Source organism: Herminiimonas contaminans (assembly GCF_015645465.1).
GTDB lineage: Bacteria > Pseudomonadota > Gammaproteobacteria > Burkholderiales > Burkholderiaceae_D > Oxalicibacterium > Oxalicibacterium contaminans.
Genome location: NZ_JADOEL010000001.1, coordinates 391,508 through 409,013 on the forward strand (window position 1 = coordinate 391,508; position 17,506 = coordinate 409,013).

Annotated in this window: 19 protein-coding genes; 10 read left to right on the forward strand and 9 right to left on the reverse strand. The window is 54.3% G+C overall.

Going from position 1 to position 17,506, the window contains the following annotated elements:
- Positions 1-233: 233 nt before the first annotated feature.
- On the forward strand, positions 234-674 hold the full coding sequence (locus tag IXC47_RS01735) for an SWIB/MDM2 domain-containing protein (protein WP_124574534.1): 441 nt from the start codon (positions 234-236) through the stop codon (positions 672-674).
- 68 nt (positions 675-742) lie between these two features.
- On the opposite strand, the gene IXC47_RS01740 is transcribed toward IXC47_RS01735, so the two are convergent.
- Both IXC47_RS01740 and IXC47_RS01745 read right to left on the reverse strand, forming a co-directional pair.
- Positions 743-1,492 carry a lytic transglycosylase domain-containing protein gene (locus tag IXC47_RS01740; protein WP_230089334.1) on the reverse strand — a complete coding sequence of 250 codons (750 nt, stop codon included), beginning with the start codon at positions 1,490-1,492 and terminating at the stop codon, positions 743-745.
- Between the two features lie 8 nt (positions 1,493-1,500).
- Positions 1,501-3,234 carry a proline--tRNA ligase gene (locus IXC47_RS01745; RefSeq protein WP_195874519.1) on the reverse strand — a complete coding sequence of 578 codons (1,734 nt, stop codon included), beginning with the start codon at positions 3,232-3,234 and terminating at the stop codon, positions 1,501-1,503.
- Between the two features lie 202 nt (positions 3,235-3,436).
- On the opposite strand from IXC47_RS01745, the gene IXC47_RS01750 reads away from it, so the two are divergent.
- The gene (locus tag IXC47_RS01750) at positions 3,437-4,021 is read left to right on the forward strand and encodes an RNA pyrophosphohydrolase (RefSeq protein ID WP_124574532.1); all 585 of its coding nucleotides are present in this window, start codon (positions 3,437-3,439) and stop codon (positions 4,019-4,021) included.
- The gene (locus IXC47_RS01755; protein WP_195874520.1) at positions 4,014-4,577 is read left to right on the forward strand and encodes a CNP1-like family protein; all 564 of its coding nucleotides are present in this window, start codon (positions 4,014-4,016) and stop codon (positions 4,575-4,577) included. Before IXC47_RS01750 ends, IXC47_RS01755 begins: the two co-directional genes overlap by 8 nt.
- 44 nt (positions 4,578-4,621) lie before the next feature.
- On the opposite strand, the gene proB is transcribed toward IXC47_RS01755, so the two are convergent.
- From proB to rplU, 4 genes are all read right to left on the reverse strand, one after another.
- The gene (gene proB / locus IXC47_RS01760; RefSeq protein WP_195874521.1) at positions 4,622-5,740 is read right to left on the reverse strand and encodes a glutamate 5-kinase; all 1,119 of its coding nucleotides are present in this window, start codon (positions 5,738-5,740) and stop codon (positions 4,622-4,624) included.
- An 86-nt stretch (positions 5,741-5,826) separates the two neighbouring features.
- Entirely contained in the window at positions 5,827-6,936 is a 1,110-nt protein-coding gene (gene cgtA / locus IXC47_RS01765; RefSeq protein ID WP_175624951.1) for an Obg family GTPase CgtA, read from the reverse strand.
- A 90-nt stretch (positions 6,937-7,026) separates the two neighbouring features.
- A complete protein-coding gene (rpmA, locus tag IXC47_RS01770; protein WP_124574528.1) occupies positions 7,027-7,284 on the reverse strand; it encodes a 50S ribosomal protein L27 in 258 nt (85 codons plus the stop codon).
- Positions 7,285-7,322: 38 nt separating this feature from the next.
- A complete protein-coding gene (gene rplU / locus IXC47_RS01775) occupies positions 7,323-7,634 on the reverse strand; it encodes a 50S ribosomal protein L21 (protein WP_012080843.1) in 312 nt (103 codons plus the stop codon).
- 290 nt (positions 7,635-7,924) lie between these two features.
- On the opposite strand from rplU, the gene ispB reads away from it, so the two are divergent.
- From ispB to yacG, 7 genes are all read left to right on the forward strand, one after another.
- Entirely contained in the window at positions 7,925-8,875 is a 951-nt protein-coding gene (gene ispB, locus IXC47_RS01780; protein WP_326838353.1) for an octaprenyl diphosphate synthase, read from the forward strand.
- Between the two features lie 215 nt (positions 8,876-9,090).
- Complete coding sequence (gene pilB / locus IXC47_RS01785; RefSeq protein ID WP_175624949.1) at positions 9,091-10,815, forward strand: type IV-A pilus assembly ATPase PilB; 1,725 nt, start codon at positions 9,091-9,093, stop codon at positions 10,813-10,815.
- A 15-nt stretch (positions 10,816-10,830) separates the two neighbouring features.
- A complete protein-coding gene (locus IXC47_RS01790; RefSeq protein WP_175624948.1) occupies positions 10,831-12,063 on the forward strand; it encodes a type II secretion system F family protein in 1,233 nt (410 codons plus the stop codon).
- A gap of 2 nt (positions 12,064-12,065) precedes the next feature.
- Entirely contained in the window at positions 12,066-12,929 is an 864-nt protein-coding gene (locus tag IXC47_RS01795) for a prepilin peptidase (protein WP_195874578.1), read from the forward strand.
- A gap of 5 nt (positions 12,930-12,934) precedes the next feature.
- Complete coding sequence (gene coaE, locus IXC47_RS01800; RefSeq protein ID WP_195874522.1) at positions 12,935-13,561, forward strand: dephospho-CoA kinase; 627 nt, start codon at positions 12,935-12,937, stop codon at positions 13,559-13,561.
- Positions 13,562-13,753: 192 nt separating this feature from the next.
- Positions 13,754-14,509, forward strand: a complete 756-nt coding sequence (zapD, locus tag IXC47_RS01805) for a cell division protein ZapD (RefSeq protein WP_195874523.1) — start codon at positions 13,754-13,756, stop codon at positions 14,507-14,509.
- A 10-nt stretch (positions 14,510-14,519) separates the two neighbouring features.
- On the forward strand, positions 14,520-14,714 hold the full coding sequence (gene yacG / locus IXC47_RS01810; RefSeq protein WP_195874524.1) for a DNA gyrase inhibitor YacG: 195 nt from the start codon (positions 14,520-14,522) through the stop codon (positions 14,712-14,714).
- A gap of 9 nt (positions 14,715-14,723) precedes the next feature.
- Here the strand turns inward: yacG and IXC47_RS01815 are convergent, their stop codons facing one another.
- The 3 genes from IXC47_RS01815 to argJ are packed head-to-tail and all read right to left on the reverse strand — an operon-like array spanning position 14,724 to position 17,343.
- Positions 14,724-15,143 carry an NUDIX domain-containing protein gene (locus IXC47_RS01815; RefSeq protein WP_195874525.1) on the reverse strand — a complete coding sequence of 140 codons (420 nt, stop codon included), beginning with the start codon at positions 15,141-15,143 and terminating at the stop codon, positions 14,724-14,726.
- 58 nt (positions 15,144-15,201) lie between these two features.
- A complete protein-coding gene (locus IXC47_RS01820) occupies positions 15,202-16,074 on the reverse strand; it encodes an ATP-binding protein (RefSeq protein ID WP_175624944.1) in 873 nt (290 codons plus the stop codon).
- A gap of 33 nt (positions 16,075-16,107) precedes the next feature.
- The gene (argJ, locus tag IXC47_RS01825; RefSeq protein ID WP_195874526.1) at positions 16,108-17,343 is read right to left on the reverse strand and encodes a bifunctional glutamate N-acetyltransferase/amino-acid acetyltransferase ArgJ; all 1,236 of its coding nucleotides are present in this window, start codon (positions 17,341-17,343) and stop codon (positions 16,108-16,110) included.
- Positions 17,344-17,506 lie beyond the last annotated feature (163 nt).

Genomic DNA, 17,506 nt, shown 5'->3' on the forward strand with positions numbered 1-17,506 from the left:
GCAAAACCTGCCGCTTGCGCATCCCAAAGCGCATCGAAAAATGAGATGAAAAACTGCGCCACAGAATCGAATAAACCAGCCGCACTTTCCAACACTACGCTATACGTGGCTTGCAGCCTACAAATACAGAGGGGAACGCACAAAAAACACTTGCGTAGCAAGAAAAACCACACCACTATTGACGGTGCGTGAATTGGCGCAATTTCCCAACACAATGTGAAGGAGGTTTGAAGATGGCAACAGCCAAAAAACCAGCGGCCACTAAACCGGCCGCCAAGAAACCAGCTGCGAAAAAACCCGTAGCGAAAAAAGCAGCACCAGCAAAAAAAGCAGCGCCGGCAAAGAAAGCCGCTCCTGCTAAAAAAGTAGCCGCTAAAAAGCCAGCAGCGAAAAAAGTTGCAGCGAAAAAGCCAGCAGCCGCACGCAAGCCTAACGCCGCATTCATGAAACCAGTAACACCGTCCGCCGTTCTGGCCGCTGTTATCGGTGCATCGCCAGCTCCACGCACTGAAGTCACCAAAAAAGTGTGGGACTACATCAAGAAGTTCAAACTGCAAAACGAAGCTAACAAACGCATGATTGATGCGGATGAAAAGCTGAAAGCTGTCTTTGGCGGTAAAAAACAAGTGTCCATGTTTGAGATGACCAAACTCATCTCGGGTCACCTGAAATAATTTGCCTCTGTGCCAAACATAAACGCCCGCATCGCGCGGGCGTTTTTGTATTTGTACTCTGTTCTGCTTTACTTCCGTTCCGATCCGGTTTCTGCCACTACGTTCGTGATCGGTGCACGCTGATGCTCCCACTTCTTCCACGCCGCCAGCACAGCATTCGGATATTCAGGACGGCCGCGACTACCGTTATACCTGCCTAAAGCCAGATACAAATCACCACGCTCCATATCCAGATACATACGCAGGATGGAGCAGCCGAAGCGCAAATTGGTTTGCATATGGAACAGCTTGCTGCGATCACCATCGCCTATGACACGCGTCCAGAACGGCATCACCTGCATATAGCCATGGGCACCGACTGGTGATACCGCATATTTGCGAAACGCCGATTCCACCTGTATCAAACCCAGTACCAAAGCCGGATCCAGGCCAGCACGCCGCGCCTCATACCATGTCGTACGCAAGAACTCCAGGCGGACCTGACGATCCGGCAGCTTCTTGTACAGCCGATCCGACATCTCACCCAGCCAATGCAAATACTCGATGCGCTCATCGATACCGGCAAACTGCGGTATCGGCGGACGCGGATCTGTAATCGCGCGTGACAAGGCAATACGGACACCATCGGCCATCGCCTCTTCTTTTTGATTACCCGCGCTGGCGGCATTACTCAGCAGCGCGAACAACAAGGCACAAGCGAGTCCAGTGCCATATCTACGATAGCCATGCAACGAAGTATCAGGCGCAGCACATACGGGAGATACAACCTGATGACTACTCAAGTCCTGCCCTATCGCATACATGCTGGCCTGACGCATCGTAATGATTACTCAGCCAGTTTGGCTTGAACGAAAGCCAGCATTTCTTCCAGCGCAACCGGTGTCGCCGCGACATCACGACGGCCCTGGTATTCAAGCTTGCCTTCTTTCAGGCCGCGATCACCGATCACGATACGGTGCGGTACGCCTATCAGTTCCCAGTCAGCAAACATGGCCCCTGGGCGCTCACCGCGATCATCCAGAATCACGTCGACTCCGGCAGCTTGCAAAGCTTCATACAGCTTGTCGGTTTCAGCCTTGACACCTTCGCTGCGGTCGTAACCCATAGGGCACAGCACCACTTCAAATGGCGCCAGTGCAGTCGGCCAGATAATGCCCTTGTCGTCGAAATTCTGCTCGATCGCAGCACCCAGGATGCGGGTCACGCCGATGCCGTAGCAACCCATCTGGATCAGTTGTGGCTTGCCGTTTTCATCGAGGTAGGTCGCTTTCATCGATTCGGAATACGCGGTGCCGAGCTGGAATACGTGGCCGACTTCGATGCCGCGTTGTATCGCGAGCGCGCCTTTGCCGTCCGGCGATGGATCGCCTTCGACCACATTGCGGATATCGAAAACCTGCGCTTCCGGCAAATCGCGGCCCCAGTTCACCCCCGTAAAGTGGAAATCGACTTCATTCGCACCGCAGACGAAGTCATGCATGTTGGCGACCGTACGATCGACCACCACATTGACCGGTTTCTTGGTGTTGATCGGACCGAGGTAACCAGGTGGCGTTCCGAACCATTCAACGATTTCTGCCTCGCTGGCAAAGCGATAACCGGCGATGCCAGGGATTTTCGCGGCTTTGACTTCATTCAATTCGTGGTCACCGCGCAGCAACAGGAGCCAGACTTGCTTGCTGGTCACGCCTTTTTCTTCTTTTTCCACCGTCAACACGATGGACTTTACGGTTTGTGCCAACGGCAGGTTCAGCAAGGCAGCCACGTCTTCGCACTTGGCTTTGCCAGGTGTTGCGGTCTTGGTCAGGGCCTGGGTCGGCGCTGCACGTTCAGTGCCGAGTGGCAAGGCTTCAGCCGCTTCCATATTGGCGGCATAGTCAGAGTTCGGGCAGTAAACCAAAGCGTCTTCGCCGGTATCGGCAATCACGTGGAATTCGTGTGAACCGGAACCGCCGATCGCACCATTGTCGGCAGCCACCGCACGGAACTGCAGGCCGAAACGATTGAAGATTTTGACGTAGGCATCGAACATGATTTGATACGAACGCTTCAAACCGTCGACATCACGGTCAAACGAATACGCATCTTTCATCGTGAATTCACGACCCCGCATCAGGCCAAAGCGTGGGCGACGCTCGTCACGGAACTTGGTCTGGATATGGTAAAAATTGATAGGCAGCTGGCGGTAGGACTTGATTTCCGTCCGTACCACGTCCGTAACCACTTCTTCCGAAGTCGGCTGGATCGCGAATTCACGGCCATGCCTGTCCTTGACGCGCATCAACTCTGCGCCCATTTTGTCCCAGCGGCCGGTTTCCTGCCACAGCTCGGCCGGTTGCACTAATGGCATCAGCAGCTCGATGGCATGGGCCTTATTCATTTCCTCACGGATAATCGCCTCGACCTTGCGGATCACGCGCAAACCCATAGGCATATAGGTATAAATACCGGAACCGATGCGCTTGATCATGCCGGCACGCATCATCAGCTTGTGGCTGACGATTTCTGCGTCGGAAGGAGCTTCTTTGAGAGTGGAAATGAAAAAACGGGATGCGCGCATGACGATGAATTCTTTTTAAAAAGAGAGAGGGTTATAATCAACTCAATTTTAAAGGATTAGCTGGCTGATGCACCCACTCTTCGTACAATTGATTGCTCTCTCCGTTGTTCGCGCGTCATTGCGCGGGACTACGGTATAAGGCCGTACAGGTGACGATGTTCGATTGAGGGTCCGTTAGCCGCAGAAAGTTTTGAGGTACAACATGCTGGACCGTGAAGGCTTTCGCCCTAACGTCGGCATCATTCTGATCAACACCAGGAATGAAGTGTGGTGGGGCAAGCGGGTGCGCGAGCATTCGTGGCAATTCCCACAGGGCGGCATTAAATTTGGCGAAACCCCTGAGCAGGCTATGTATCGCGAGCTGGAAGAAGAAGTCGGCTTGCGGGCGGAGCACGTCAAAATCATAGGTCGCACCCGCGACTGGCTGCGCTACGAGGTGCCGGATCATTTCATCAAGCGGGAAATCCGCGGCCATTACAAGGGCCAGAAGCAGATCTGGTTCCTGCTGCGCATGGTCGGACGTGATTGCGACGTCAATCTGCGCATGACCGAACATCCGGAGTTCGACGCCTGGCGCTGGCATGATTACTGGGTACCACTGGATGTGGTGATCGAATTCAAACGGGATGTTTACCAGCGTGCCTTGCAGGAATTATCACGTTTCCTGTCGCGCCCGACGCAACATGTACCGCCACAGCACAATACCGCACGCTACCTGCGCCAGACGCATGCATCGCGCAAACCTGACGAACCATCTACCGCAAAGACCAAACCTGACAATGAATAAGTCGTTCTTTTCCTTGCACGCATTGCCGCAAACCCTGCTGGCCCTGGCGCTGTTGGCAGCCACGCAAATTTCCGTGGCGCAACAGCTGGAATACAACAAAGGGTTCGAAGAAGCCGAGGCAAAGAACTGGGAAGAACTTGAGGTGCCGCCACCTCCAGCACCCAAGACTGAAAACCTGCAACCTTTTTATGTAGGACCTACCGCTACCCAGACTTTTGCGATTGACACCAAGTCGCTGGCGATAGGCAAGGATGGCGTAATCCGTTACACGCTGGTTGCGGTCAGCCAGGGCGGTGCCAAAAACATCAGTTATGAAGGCATACGTTGCGCCACCTTCGAAAAGAAAATCTATGCCTTGGGACGTGAAGACGGCACATGGGCGCCTTCACGCCGCAACCAGTGGGAAGTGATCGTACGCAGCAAGGTGAACCGCCAGCATGCGGCACTGGCGCAAGATTACTTTTGCAGTAATCTGACGATAGTCGGGAATGAAAAAGAAATGCTGGAACGCATGAAGTACCGCAAGACACTGACAGACGAATTGTTGCGGGAATAAAAAAACGGGCGCACCATCGCCCGTTTTGCTTTACTGCAGATCAGTTACAACAAGACCAGATTGTCCCGGTGAATCAATTCCGGCTCTTCGACAAAACCGAGTATGGCAGCGATGTCCGATGAAGGTTTGCGCATGATGCGACGTGCGTCCGAACTTGCATAATTGCTGATCCCGCGTGCCAGCGCACGTCCGTGCTGGTCAACACAAGTAATCACATCCCCGCGACCAAAACTGCCAGTCACGTCGGTGACGCCAATAGGCAACAGTGACTTGCCATCAGCCGTTAACTTCCGTACCGCACCATCATCCAGCACCACTGCACCTACGGTTTGCAGGTGATCGGCCATCCATTGCTTGCGCGCCGTCAGTTGCGCGGTTTGAGCCGTCAGCTGGGTGCCGATGGCTTCGCCACCAGCCAGGCGTGTCAGGACATTATCTTCCCTCCCCCAGGCGATGACGGTATGTGCACCGGACAAGGCCGCACGTTTGGCCGCCAGGATTTTGGTCAGCATGCCGCCACGTCCGAGGCTGCTACCCGCACCGCCGGCCATTGCTTCCAGCGCCACATCACCGGCCTTGGCTTCATGGATAAAGACTGCATTCGGGTCTTTGCGTGGATCAGCGCTGAACAAGCCACGCTGATCGGTCAGGATGATCAGGGCGTCCGCTTCGATCAGGTTTGCAACCAGTGCACCCAGGGTATCGTTGTCGCCGAATTTGATTTCATCGGTGACCACGGTATCGTTTTCATTGATGATGGGAACGACGCCCAGGCGCAACAAGGTGAATAAGGTAGAACGCGCGTTCAGGTAGCGCTCACGATCGGCCAGGTCAGCATGCGTCAGCAGGATCTGCGCGGTACGCACGTCATGCTGGCGGAAGCTGGTTTCGTAAATTTGCGCCAGGCCCATTTGCCCTACTGCGGCGCAAGCCTGCAATTCATGGATGCCTACCGGTCGCTTGTCAAAACCCAGGCGTTGCATGCCTTCGACGATAGCACCGGAACTGACCAGCACGACTTCCTTGCCGAGTGCCCGCAATTGCGCGATTTGCGCCGCCCATTTCTGGATGGCATTGGCATCCAGGCCTTTACCGTCATTGGTGACGAGTGAAGAACCGACTTTGATGATGACGCGTTTGGCTTCTTGAATGACGGAGTCCATGCTTAATAACCCGGCTCTGTTTTAGTTTTGAGGTACCTGAACGGTGAGGATGCCGGATTGCCGGGCTACGGCAATCCCTTACAACTTTAGTCGATGATCTTGAAGCGCGGATCATCCGGGTCGATAGAGTCAATACCACGCGCCTCTTCAACCATTTGCGGTGTTTCTTCAGTGCGTTGCTCTGCCTGGCGTTGCACAGCTATGTATTCGTAGATTTCATTTACGAGGTCGGAGCAACCATCACGTGTCAGCGCCGAAATCTCAAACACCGGACCTTTCCAGCCAAAGCGTTTGATGAAGTCCTTCACGCGTTTTTTGCGTTCGTCTTCCGGCACCATGTCCAGCTTGTTCAGCACCAGCCAGCGTGGCTTGTCGTACAGCGACTCATCGTATTTCTGCAATTCCTTGACGATGGCTTTCGCTTCCTTGACCGGATCGACATTGTCGAACGGCGCCAGGTCCACGATGTGCAAGAGCAGACGGGTACGTTGCAAGTGGCGCAGGAACTGGATACCCAGTCCGGCGCCATCAGATGCTCCTTCGATCAGACCTGGAATGTCGGCAATCACGAAACTCTTTTCATGACTGACACGCACCATGCCCAGGTTTGGATGCAGCGTAGTAAACGGATAATCTGCGATCTTCGGACGCGCGTTCGACACAGCGGTAATGAAGGTCGATTTACCTGCATTCGGCATACCGAGCAAACCGATGTCGGCGAGCACTTTCAGCTCCAGCCGCAGTTCGCGTCGTTCACCTTCCTTGCCTTCGGATTTTTGCCGAGGGGCGCGGTTGGTCGATGATTTGAAATGGATATTGCCCCAGCCGCCTTCGCCGCCTTTGGCGATCAGGACTTCCTGCCCGTGCTCGGTCAGGTCGGCGATCAGCTCACCATCTTTGTTATCGATAATCAGGGTGCCGACTGGCATGCGCAATTTGATGTCGTCCGCGCCCTTGCCGTAGCAATCAGCACCGCGACCATTTTCGCCATTCTTGGCTTTGTGCATTTTGGCAAAACGGAAATCAACCAGCGTGTTGATATTGCGGTCTGCTACCGCATAGATGCTGCCGCCTTTTCCGCCGTCGCCGCCATCCGGACCACCAAACGGCCTGAATTTTTCACGACAAAAGGATGCGACGCCGTTGCCGCCATCACCGGCAATGACTTCGATTTTTGCTTCGTCGATAAACTTCATAATATTTGCCGTTATAAAACTAAAAAGGCTCTACCTGGGGCAGAGCCTTTCGATTGAAGGCTTTCGCCTTACCTTGCGTGCTTAAGTGAATTAAGCAGGTACTACAGTGACGTAATGGCGTTTCAACGCGCCTTTAGTAACAAATGCAACTTTGCCGTCGGTCAGTGCGAACAAGGTGTGATCCTTGCCGATACCGACGTTTTCGCCTGCGTGCATTTTGGTACCACGTTGGCGAACAATGATGCCGCCTGCGTTGATAGCTTGACCACCGTAGACTTTAACGCCCAGTCGTTTTGACTCTGAGTCACGACCATTTCGCGTAGTGCCGCCGCCTTTTTTATGTGCCATTTCTGACTCCTTGTATCTGGTTAGTCCGAGTCAGCGGCTTAGCCGTTGATCGAAACGATCTGCAATTCGGTGTAATTTTGGCGATGGCCTTGGTGTTTCTGGTAGTGCTTACGGCGACGCATCTTGAAAATCTTAACCTTGTCGTGACGACCATGGGAGACAACCGTAGCAAGGACCGTAGCACCAGCGACCAGCGGAGCACCAAACTTGATGGTTTCTCCAGCGCCCAATGCGAGCACCTGATCTAAGGTGATTTCGGATCCAATGTCTGCCGGTATCTGTTCTACTTTGAATTTTTCACCAGCGACAACTTTATATTGTTTGCCACCGGTTTTTATGACCGCGTACATGTGAAACCTCATCAAATGATTTAAGGACTTTTTCTCTTGAAACCGGCCAGAACTACGCAGACGGAATCGGGAAAACCCCCAATTATACATGGACTTAGGATCCCGGTCAAAGACTGTATTACTGTATTAAAAAGACAGCTTTCCAGGGCATCTATACCCTTGCTTCGTAGCGGGTAAGCAACGTTTCCCGCCCGGCTCGTCGTATAATTCCATAAATTAACGCTTATTAACGCTCATTAATCAGGCTCAACTTGGTTTCCGCTTCCGCACCCTCCGCTCAAAACCTGCTTATACAACCCATCGCAGCTGATTTGAATGCAGTCGATACTGTGATCCGCCAGAAGCTGCACTCTGAAGTAGCGCTGGTCAATCAGATCGCCGACTACATCATCAGCGCAGGTGGCAAGCGCATACGCCCGGTCCTGGTCCTGTTGATGGCCAATGCTTATGGCTACCGCGGCACCGACCATCATCAACTGGCTGCTGTGGTGGAATTTATCCATACGGCAACATTGCTGCATGATGACGTGGTCGATGAATCCTCGCTGCGCCGCGGCCGCAAGACCGCCAACGCCCTGTTTGGCAATGCTGCCTCGGTACTGGTAGGTGACTTCCTCTATTCGCGCGCATTCCAGATGATGGTCTCGGTCGGCGATATTCGCATCATGCAAATCCTGGCTGACGCAACCAATGTGATCGCTGAAGGCGAAGTGCTGCAGTTGCTAAATATGCATGATCCAGACGTCTCGGAAGAACGCTACACCCAAGTGATCCGCTCCAAAACGGCCAAGCTGTTTGAAGCCGCTGCCCAGCTCGGCACCCTGATCGCTGGCGCTTCCGATGATGAAATCGAAGCAGCCGCGGAATACGGTCGCTCGCTGGGCACCGCTTTCCAGTTAATCGACGACGTACTCGACTACTCCGGCCAGGCCGACGATATAGGCAAAAACGTCGGTGATGACTTGCGCGAAGGCAAAGCCACGCTGCCACTGATCTATCTGATGGAGCATGGCACACCGGAACAACGCGAACTGGTACGTGGTTGCATCGAGAATGGCGACGAACAACATTTCGACGCTGTACTGCAGGCTGTAACCACTTCCGGCGCCCTCGACTACACCAAACGCAAGGCAGAAGAAGCATCTGCCCGCGCCACCGCATCCATCGCCGGTCTGCCGGACAATGCTTTCAAGGATGCCCTCCTCAAACTGAGCGCCTTCGCAGTCAACCGCAATCACTAATACGCTGGTGGTGCCATGTTCCACACATGCGCACCACTATCGTAATCTCCCCGCCCTTATCGGCTGTAAACACTGTTAAATGCTGCTCCTTCAGCAGGCGCTCACAGCCGTTGCATTTTTATGCGTAAAAGTAACATTTCCCGCAGGATATCTTTACAAAACAGGTGCCTAGAGGCATTATCTAATGCACCTCTTGATGCTCCTGGCGTAAATAAATGGCTGCAGTCCTTCCTAGTTCGGCATCAACTAATGCAATGCCTGGCCTCGCCCGCGCACTCTTGCAAGCAGGGCGGCTGACGCAACAGCAAGCCGATACCATTTGTAAACAAGCCACCAACGAAAAAAGTCCGTTTATCGACATGTTGCTGAAAAGCGAAGTGATCGATTCCGGCAAACTCGCCGCCTTTTGCTCTGAAACCTTCGGCTATCCCTTACTGGATCTGGCGGCCTTTAATACCAGCCTGCTGCCCGAAAAAATCATCGATGCGAAGCTGATGCAAAGCCAGCACGTGATCGCGCTGGGCAAACGCGGCAATAAAGTCTCGATAGCGATCTCGGATCCGACCAATTCGCAGGCGCTGGATCAAATCAAATTCCAGGCCCAGCTGGCGGTCGAACCCATCATCGTCGACCACCTGACACTGCTCAAGATCATAGAGAAGCTAGGCCAAAGTGCCGAGCAAGGCTTGAATGAACTGATAGGTGACGATCTCGATATCGACTTCATCGAGGAAGAGCTGGCGACCCCGGCCGAAGGCGGCACCGCTGATATCGATGACGCACCTATCGTCAAATTCCTGCAAAAAATCCTGGTTGATGCGATCAACCTGGGCGCATCCGATTTGCACTTCGAACCATTTGAAAAGTTTTACCGCATCCGCTTCCGCGTCGATGGCGTCTTGCGCGATATCGCGCAGCCACCGCTGGCAATCAAGGAAAAACTGGCTTCACGTATCAAGGTCATCTCCAAACTCGACATTTCAGAAAAACGCGTGCCGCAAGACGGCCGCATGAAACTGGTGATGTCCAAGACCCGTTCCATCGACTTCCGCGTCAGCACCCTGCCTACCCTGTTTGGCGAAAAAATCGTCATGCGTATTCTCGACGGCACACAGGCGCAAATGGGGATCGAGGCACTGGGTTACGACCCGGACCAAAAGGAAACGCTGCTGAATGCCATCCAGCGCCCATACGGCATGGTGCTGGTCACCGGCCCTACCGGCTCGGGCAAAACCGTTTCGCTCTACACCTGCCTCAACATCCTGAATAAACCCGGCATCAATATCTCGACCGCGGAAGACCCGGCCGAGATCAACTTGCCAGGCGTGAATCAGGTCAACGTTAATGACCGCGCCGGACTAACCTTCCCGGTCGCGCTGAAAGCCTTCTTGCGGCAGGACCCTGACATCATCATGGTCGGTGAGATCCGCGATCTGGAAACCGCCGATATCGCCATCAAGGCGGCGCAAACCGGACATATGGTGTTTTCCACGCTGCATACCAATGACGCACCAGCAACACTGACGCGCCTGATGAATATGGGCGTCGCGCCGTTCAACATCGCATCGTCCGTGATCCTGATTACTGCGCAACGCCTGGCGCGCCGACTTTGCTCCTGCAAGCAAACCACTGTGATACCGGATGAGGCATTGCTGGAAGCAGGTTTTAGCGAAGATGATCTGGACGGCACCTGGTTGCCATACAAACCGGTCGGTTGCGAACGCTGCAGCGGCAGTGGTTACAAAGGTCGGGTCGGCATCTATCAAATCATGCCGATCAGCGAGGAAATCGAAGCCATCATCCTGAATCACGGCACGTCAATGGAAATCGAAGCGCAAGCCAAAAAAGATGGCGTACGTAACCTGCGTGAATCTGGCCTGGTAAAAGTCAAACTGGGATTGACCAGCCTGGAAGAAGTTCTCGGCTGCACCAACGAATAATAAAGAGGTCTATGCATGGCAACATCCGCACGTAAGGTCGGAAGCGCAACACTACCCAAGGAGTCCGTATTCGCTTGGGAAGGCAAGGACAAATCCGGCAAGATCGTGCGCGGCGAATTACGTGCCGGTGGCGAATCCGTAGTCAGCGCAACGCTGCGTCGTCAGGGCGTGCTGGTCACCAAGGTCAAAAAGAAAACCTATCGCAGCGGCAAGAAGGTCTCCGAAAAAGACATCACCTTATTCACCCGCCAGCTGGCCACCATGATGAAAGCCGGTGTGCCGCTGCTGCAATCCTTTGATATCGTCGCCAAGGGCAATGACAACCCGTCCGTATCCAAGCTGGTCCAGGACATACGCTCCGATGTCGAAACCGGTACCAGCCTGAACCAGGCTTTCCGCAAATTCCCGCTCTACTTCGATCCGCTGTTTTGTAATCTGGTCGGCGCCGGTGAGCAAGCCGGTATCCTGGAAGATCTGCTGACCCGACTCGCGATCTACAAGGAAAAAACCCTGGCCATCAAGGGCAAGATCAAGTCCGCGATGTTTTATCCGGTATCGATCCTGGCCGTCGCTTTCATCGTGACCGCCGTCATTATGATCTGGGTGGTTCCAGCCTTTAAAGAAGTATTCAAAAGCTTTGGTGCCGACCTTCCGGCACCGACGCTAATGGTGATGGCCATGTCTGATTTCATGGTAGCCAACTGGTACATCATCTTCGGCCTGCTATTTGGCGGTCTCTACCTGTTCTTCCAGTCGTGGAAACGCTCGCTGAAAATGCAGCGCTCGATGGACAAGCTGCTGCTGAAATTACCCATCTTCGGCGCCGTCATACGCAAAGCCACCATCGCACGCTGGACCCGCACCCTGGCGACCATGTTTGCTGCTGGCGTACCGCTGGTCGAATCGCTGGACTCGGTAGGTGGCGCATCTGGTAACGCCGTTTATCTGGACGCCACCAAGCGCATACAAACCGAAGTAAGCACTGGTGTCAGCCTGACAGTCGCAATGCAAAACTCGGATGTGTTCCCGAACATGGTGACGCAGATGGTTTCCATCGGTGAGGAATCCGGCTCCCTCGACAATATGCTGGGCAAGGTCGCGGACTTCTACGAAGACGAAGTCGATGAAGCTGTCTCATCACTCTCCAGCCTGATGGAACCGCTGATTATGGTCATACTGGGCGTACTGATAGGTGGTCTGGTGATCGCCATGTACCTGCCTATTTTCAAACTGGGTTCCGTGGTCTGATGATGGATTTACTTTGGTCTGCCCCCGCGGGCAGCGTATTACCTGCCGTTGTCGCAGGCGTATTTGGCTTATTGATAGGTAGCTTCCTGAACGTGGTGATTCACCGCATCCCGAAAATGATGCAACGTGAATCGGACAACTACGTCGCCAGCGAAAGCGGTCAGCCGCTGCCGCACGAAGATCGTTACAACCTGGTCGTGCCACGCTCCGCCTGTCCGCAATGCGGTCACCAAATCACCGCACTGCAAAACATCCCCGTCGTCAGCTACCTCGCGCTAGGTGGTAAATGCAAGGCCTGCAAAACCCCGATCTCGGTACGTTATCCGATCATCGAACTGTTGAGCGGCGTGCTGTCCGCCTTCCTGATCTGGCACTTCGGCAGTGGCTTGCTCGGACTCAGTACCCTGCTCTTCACTTACTTGCTGATTGCCTTGACCTTCATCGATGCCGACACGCAACTGCTGCCGGATGACCTGACCCTGTCGCTGCTGTGGCTGGGCTTGCTACTGAATCTGAATGCCACCTTCGTGCCACTGCATGAGGCAGTCATAGGCGCGGCGGCGGGTTACCTCACCCTGTGGTCGATTTACTGGCTATTCAAGCTGCTGACCGGCAAGGAAGGCATGGGCTATGGCGACTTCAAACTGCTGGCCGCACTCGGTGCCTGGCTGGGCTGGAAAATGCTGCCTGTCATCATCCTGCTGTCGTCATTGGTCGGCGCCGTAGTCGGCATCGCCCTCATCGTGTTGGCCAAGCGCGGACGCGACATCCCGCTTCCGTTTGGCCCCTATCTCGCTGCGGCCGGTATGATAGCCCTGGTATATGGCAAATCACTGGCCGAAACTTATCTGGGCTTCTACTACTAGGCAGCATGGACGAACTGGGCACATTCAAACGCTTTTCCGTAGGCCTGACCGGTGGCATAGGCAGCGGTAAAAGCACGGTGGCCGATCTGTTTGCCGAACAAGGCGCGGCAGTCGTCGACACCGACCTGATAGCGCATCAACTGACTGCCGTTGGCGGCATCGCGATCCCGGCTATCCGCGCTACCTTCGGCGCGGAGTTCATCCTGCCCGATGGCTCCATGGACCGGACGGCGATGCGCGAGCGCGTATTTGCCGAGCCGCTTGAAAAGAAGCGCCTGGAAGCCATCCTGATTCCGTTAATACGCCTATCCACCCGTGAGGCGGCGGAGCAAGCTGAAGGAGCGTATCTGCTCTTCGTAGTGCCCTTACTGGTCGAGTCCGGCCTCTGGCAACAGCGGGTATCACGCGTACTGACTGTCGACTGTTCGGAAGAAGTACAGATACGCCGGGTGATGCAACGCAATAACTTAAGTGAGCAGCAAGTGCGTGCCATCATGGCGAATCAGGCCAGCCGCAGCGCTCGACTGAAAGCAGCCGATGACGTCATCAGCAACGAAGGCGATAGCGCAGCGCTATTACCCCAGGTCCTGGAGTTGCACCAGCTATATCTGAAACTGGCATCAGCCCAGTGAACGTTAGCGCAGCGACGCTGTCTATAGCTGCAATCCGGCACCGGAATCCGGTACTAAAATCAGAACAAAAGCAGTGCCCGTTTTAATGAATGCCAAACAAAATCGTTGCATCATTTGTATTTTGTCGCGGCTTCGTTCAGAATCACAACATTAGCTCGTATTGCCCGGTTTTAACTTTTAAGGGATGCCACTTTGATTGTCTACGAATACCCTTTCAACGAGCGTATTCGCACGTTGTTGCGGCTAGAAGACCTATACGAGAAATTCGCTTTCTTTATCGGTCAGGATCATCCGCAGCATCACCACGTTGCCCTTGCCACCATGTTCGAAATGCTGGAGGTGGCTGGTCGCGCCGACCTCAAATCCGACTTGCTGCAAGAGCTGGAACGTCAAAAGCAAACCCTGCTTGGTTTTAAATCCAATCCGAACGTCGAAGCAGAAATGCTGGACACCATCCTGTTTGACCTGGATCGCATCAGTGCCGCATTGATCGCATCCCAAGGCAAGACCGGTCAGCACATCCGTGAAAACGAATGGCTGATGAGCATACGTGGCCGTACCATCATCCCGGGCGGTGCCTGCGAATTCGATTTACCGTCGTATTACGCGTGGCAGCATGATTCGGCAGAACAGCGCCTGGCCGATATCCATAAATGGTTCACCCCGCTGGCCCCACTGTTCGATGCCATCGGCATGGTCTTGCGCCTGCTGCGTGAATCTGGTCGTCCGGTCAAAATGATTGCGCAAACCGGCAGCTACCAACAAATGCTGCAAGGCAAGGCTTATCAAATGCTGCGTCTGAATATCGATGAAGCGCTGGGTGCGATTCCCGAGATCTCCGCCAACAAATACATGCTGTGGATACGCTTTACTTCACAGGATGGCGACATGAAGCCAAAAGCCTTTGAAGGCGATGTGCCTTTTGAATTGAGCTTGTGCAGCTTCTGAGTAGAGAATAATGGTTACAACAGTCAATTGCCCGACATGCGGCACCAAAGTGGAATGGACCGAGCTGAGCAAGTTTCGCCCGTTCTGCTCCAACCGCTGCAAACAGATAGACCTCGGTGCCTGGGCTGAAGAGAAGTATGTGATTCCGGTCGTCAATCCGCTGGATGACCTGGAAGACGATATCCCGCCACCATCGCAACCCTGAAGTCTGGTTTTAAGCAGACGCCGCCGGATAGCGCAACTTATCCAGCCATTCAATCAAGGGGATGGTCGCCGGCAACAAAGGCTCCACCCCAACACTCCCCTGCCATGCAAAAGCCTGATTCTCCAGGCTCTGCGGTTCGCCACGCCACTCCTGGCTGATGTAGAAATGCAGCCGTACATGCGCATGCGGATAAACATGTTCGACGCCACACCACGGCTCCGCTGACAACACTTCGACACCCAGCTCTTCGACAAACTCGCGCTTCAGTGCATCTATGATGGCTTCGCCGGATTCGACTTTACCACCCGGGAATTCCCAGTAACCGGCATAGGGCTTGCCATCCGGCCGTTGGCCGAGCAGGACATCACCATTCGGCTTCATGAGGATGCCTACAGCGACATCGATGGGTGCGGATTTGGTTTCAGACATGAGAAAGACTTGAAGGGAGCTAGGCAGGTGCCCGGACTGGCCAGGCACCCGTAGTGGATTACTTGCGCATTTTTCCGGCGTGGTCCTTGGCGAATTGCCAGGCCACACGACCGGAACGTGAACCACGCTGCAAGGCCCATTGCAAAGCCTCGGTGCGTGCTTCTTCTATCTGTTGCTCGTTGCAACCGAAATGTTTGAGCCAGTGCGCGACGATATCCAGATAGTCATCCTGACGGAATGGATAAAAAGTCACCCACAGACCGAAACGTTCGGACAGCGAGATTTTCTCTTCCACGGTTTCGCCCGGATGCAGGTCACCGTTATCGTCAGTCTTGTAACCGGCGTTGTCCGACATGCGCTCCGGCAGCAAGTGCCGACGATTCGAGGTCGCGTAAATCAGGACATTGTCGGACTGCGCGGAAATGCTGCCATCCAGCGCCACCTTCAATGCCTTATATCCGCCCTCACCCTCTTCAAACGACAAATCGTCGCAAAAGATAATGAAGCGTTCGGGACGGCCAGAAACCAGATCCACGATATCAGCCAGGTCGCCCAGATCATCCTTGTCGACTTCGATCAGGCGCAAACCCTGGTCGGCAAACTGGTTCAGACAAGCCTTGATCAATGAAGACTTGCCGGTACCGCGTGCGCCCGTCAACAAGACATTGTTAGCCGGCACACCTTCCACAAACTGGCGGGTGTTTTGTTCTATCTGCTGCTTTTGCGGCCCGATGTTATGCAAGTCATCCAGAGCGATAGGCGACAAATGCGCGACCGGCTGCAGATAGCCGCGCGCGTTGCCGCTGGATTTACGCCAGCGGAAAGCGATCCCTGCATTCCAGTCCGGTGTCGGCACCGCCGGTGGCAGGAAGGATTCGAGGCGTTCGAGCAAGGCTTCCGCCCGCGTTAAAAACTGTTCTAGTTGAGTCATCGTAATCGAGCGTATTAATTATTCAAAAGCGAATCAGGAACGGTAATCCGCGTTGATCGTTACATATTCATGCGACAAATCGCAGGTCCAGATGGTGGCGTCTGCCTTGCCGCGACCTAGTTTTACGCGCACTGTAATTTCGCTTTGCTTCATCACGCGCTGTCCGTCTGCTTCCTGATAGTCAGGATTACGGCCACCGTTCTTCGCGACCCAGACATCGTCCAGGTACAGGTTCAAGGTGGTCACATCGAGATCATCGACACCGGCATAACCTATCGCCGCCAGGATACGGCCGAGGTTAGGATCGGAGGCAAAGAAAGCGGTTTTAACCAATGGTGAATGCGCGATCGAGTAGGCGATCTTGCGGCATTCTTCAACGCTCTTGCCTTCTTCTACCGTGACGGTGATGAACTTGGTCGCACCTTCACCATCACGTACGATCATTTGCGCCAGCTCTTGCGACAAGCCCAGCACTGCAGCTGCCAGTGCCTGGTATTCAGGGGTGTCGATAGCATGCACTTCAACACTGGAAGCACCGGTTGCGATCACGATGAAGGAATCATTAGTTGAGGTATCGCCGTCGATGGTGATGCAGTTGAACGAGCGATTCGCCACTTCCTTGGTCAGATGATCGAGTACCGGTTGTGCGACTTTCGCATCCATCGCCATAAAGCCCAGCATGGTCGCCATGTTCGGCTTGATCATGCCTGCGCCTTTGCTGATACCGGTCAGGGTGATGGTCTGGCCATTAATGCTGACCTGACGTGAAGCTGCTTTCGGCTGCGTGTCGGTAGTCATGATGGACAAGGCAGCGTTGTGCCAGTTATCCGACTTCAGGTTGGCGATCGCTTGCGGCAAACCGGCTTTCAGTTTGTCGATAGGCAGCGGCTCCAGGATCACACCGGTCGAGAACGGCAGGATTTGCGACGCATCGCAGCCCAGCAGACCTGCGAGTGCGCTACAGGTTTCTTTTGCGTCCGCCAGGCCGGTTTCGCCGGTGCCTGCGTTCGCGTTACCGGTATTGATCACGAGTGCGCGTATAGGCGCGCTGGCTTGCAGCTTGCCCAGGTGTTCTTTACAGACTTGTACCGGTGCTGCGCAAAAACGGTTTTGCGTAAACACACCCGCCACGGTTGCGGTCGGTGCCAGCTTCATGACCAGCACGTCCTTGCGATTGGCTTTTCGTATGCCTGCTTCGGCATGGCCGAGTTCGATACCGGCTACAGCGGTCAGATTTTCAGGAATCGGGAGAGGAAGATTAACGGCCATCGCAAGTTTTCTATATCAGAGGGTTAATAAGACAGACTACCAAAGCGGACTACAGATCAGATCAATATTGTAATCGCTAGCGGGCATATGCATCTATCAGCCCCGCAGGCGGACTACCAAAGCAAAAGGGCGGGATAAGCCCGCCCTTCCGGTTTCAACGCAT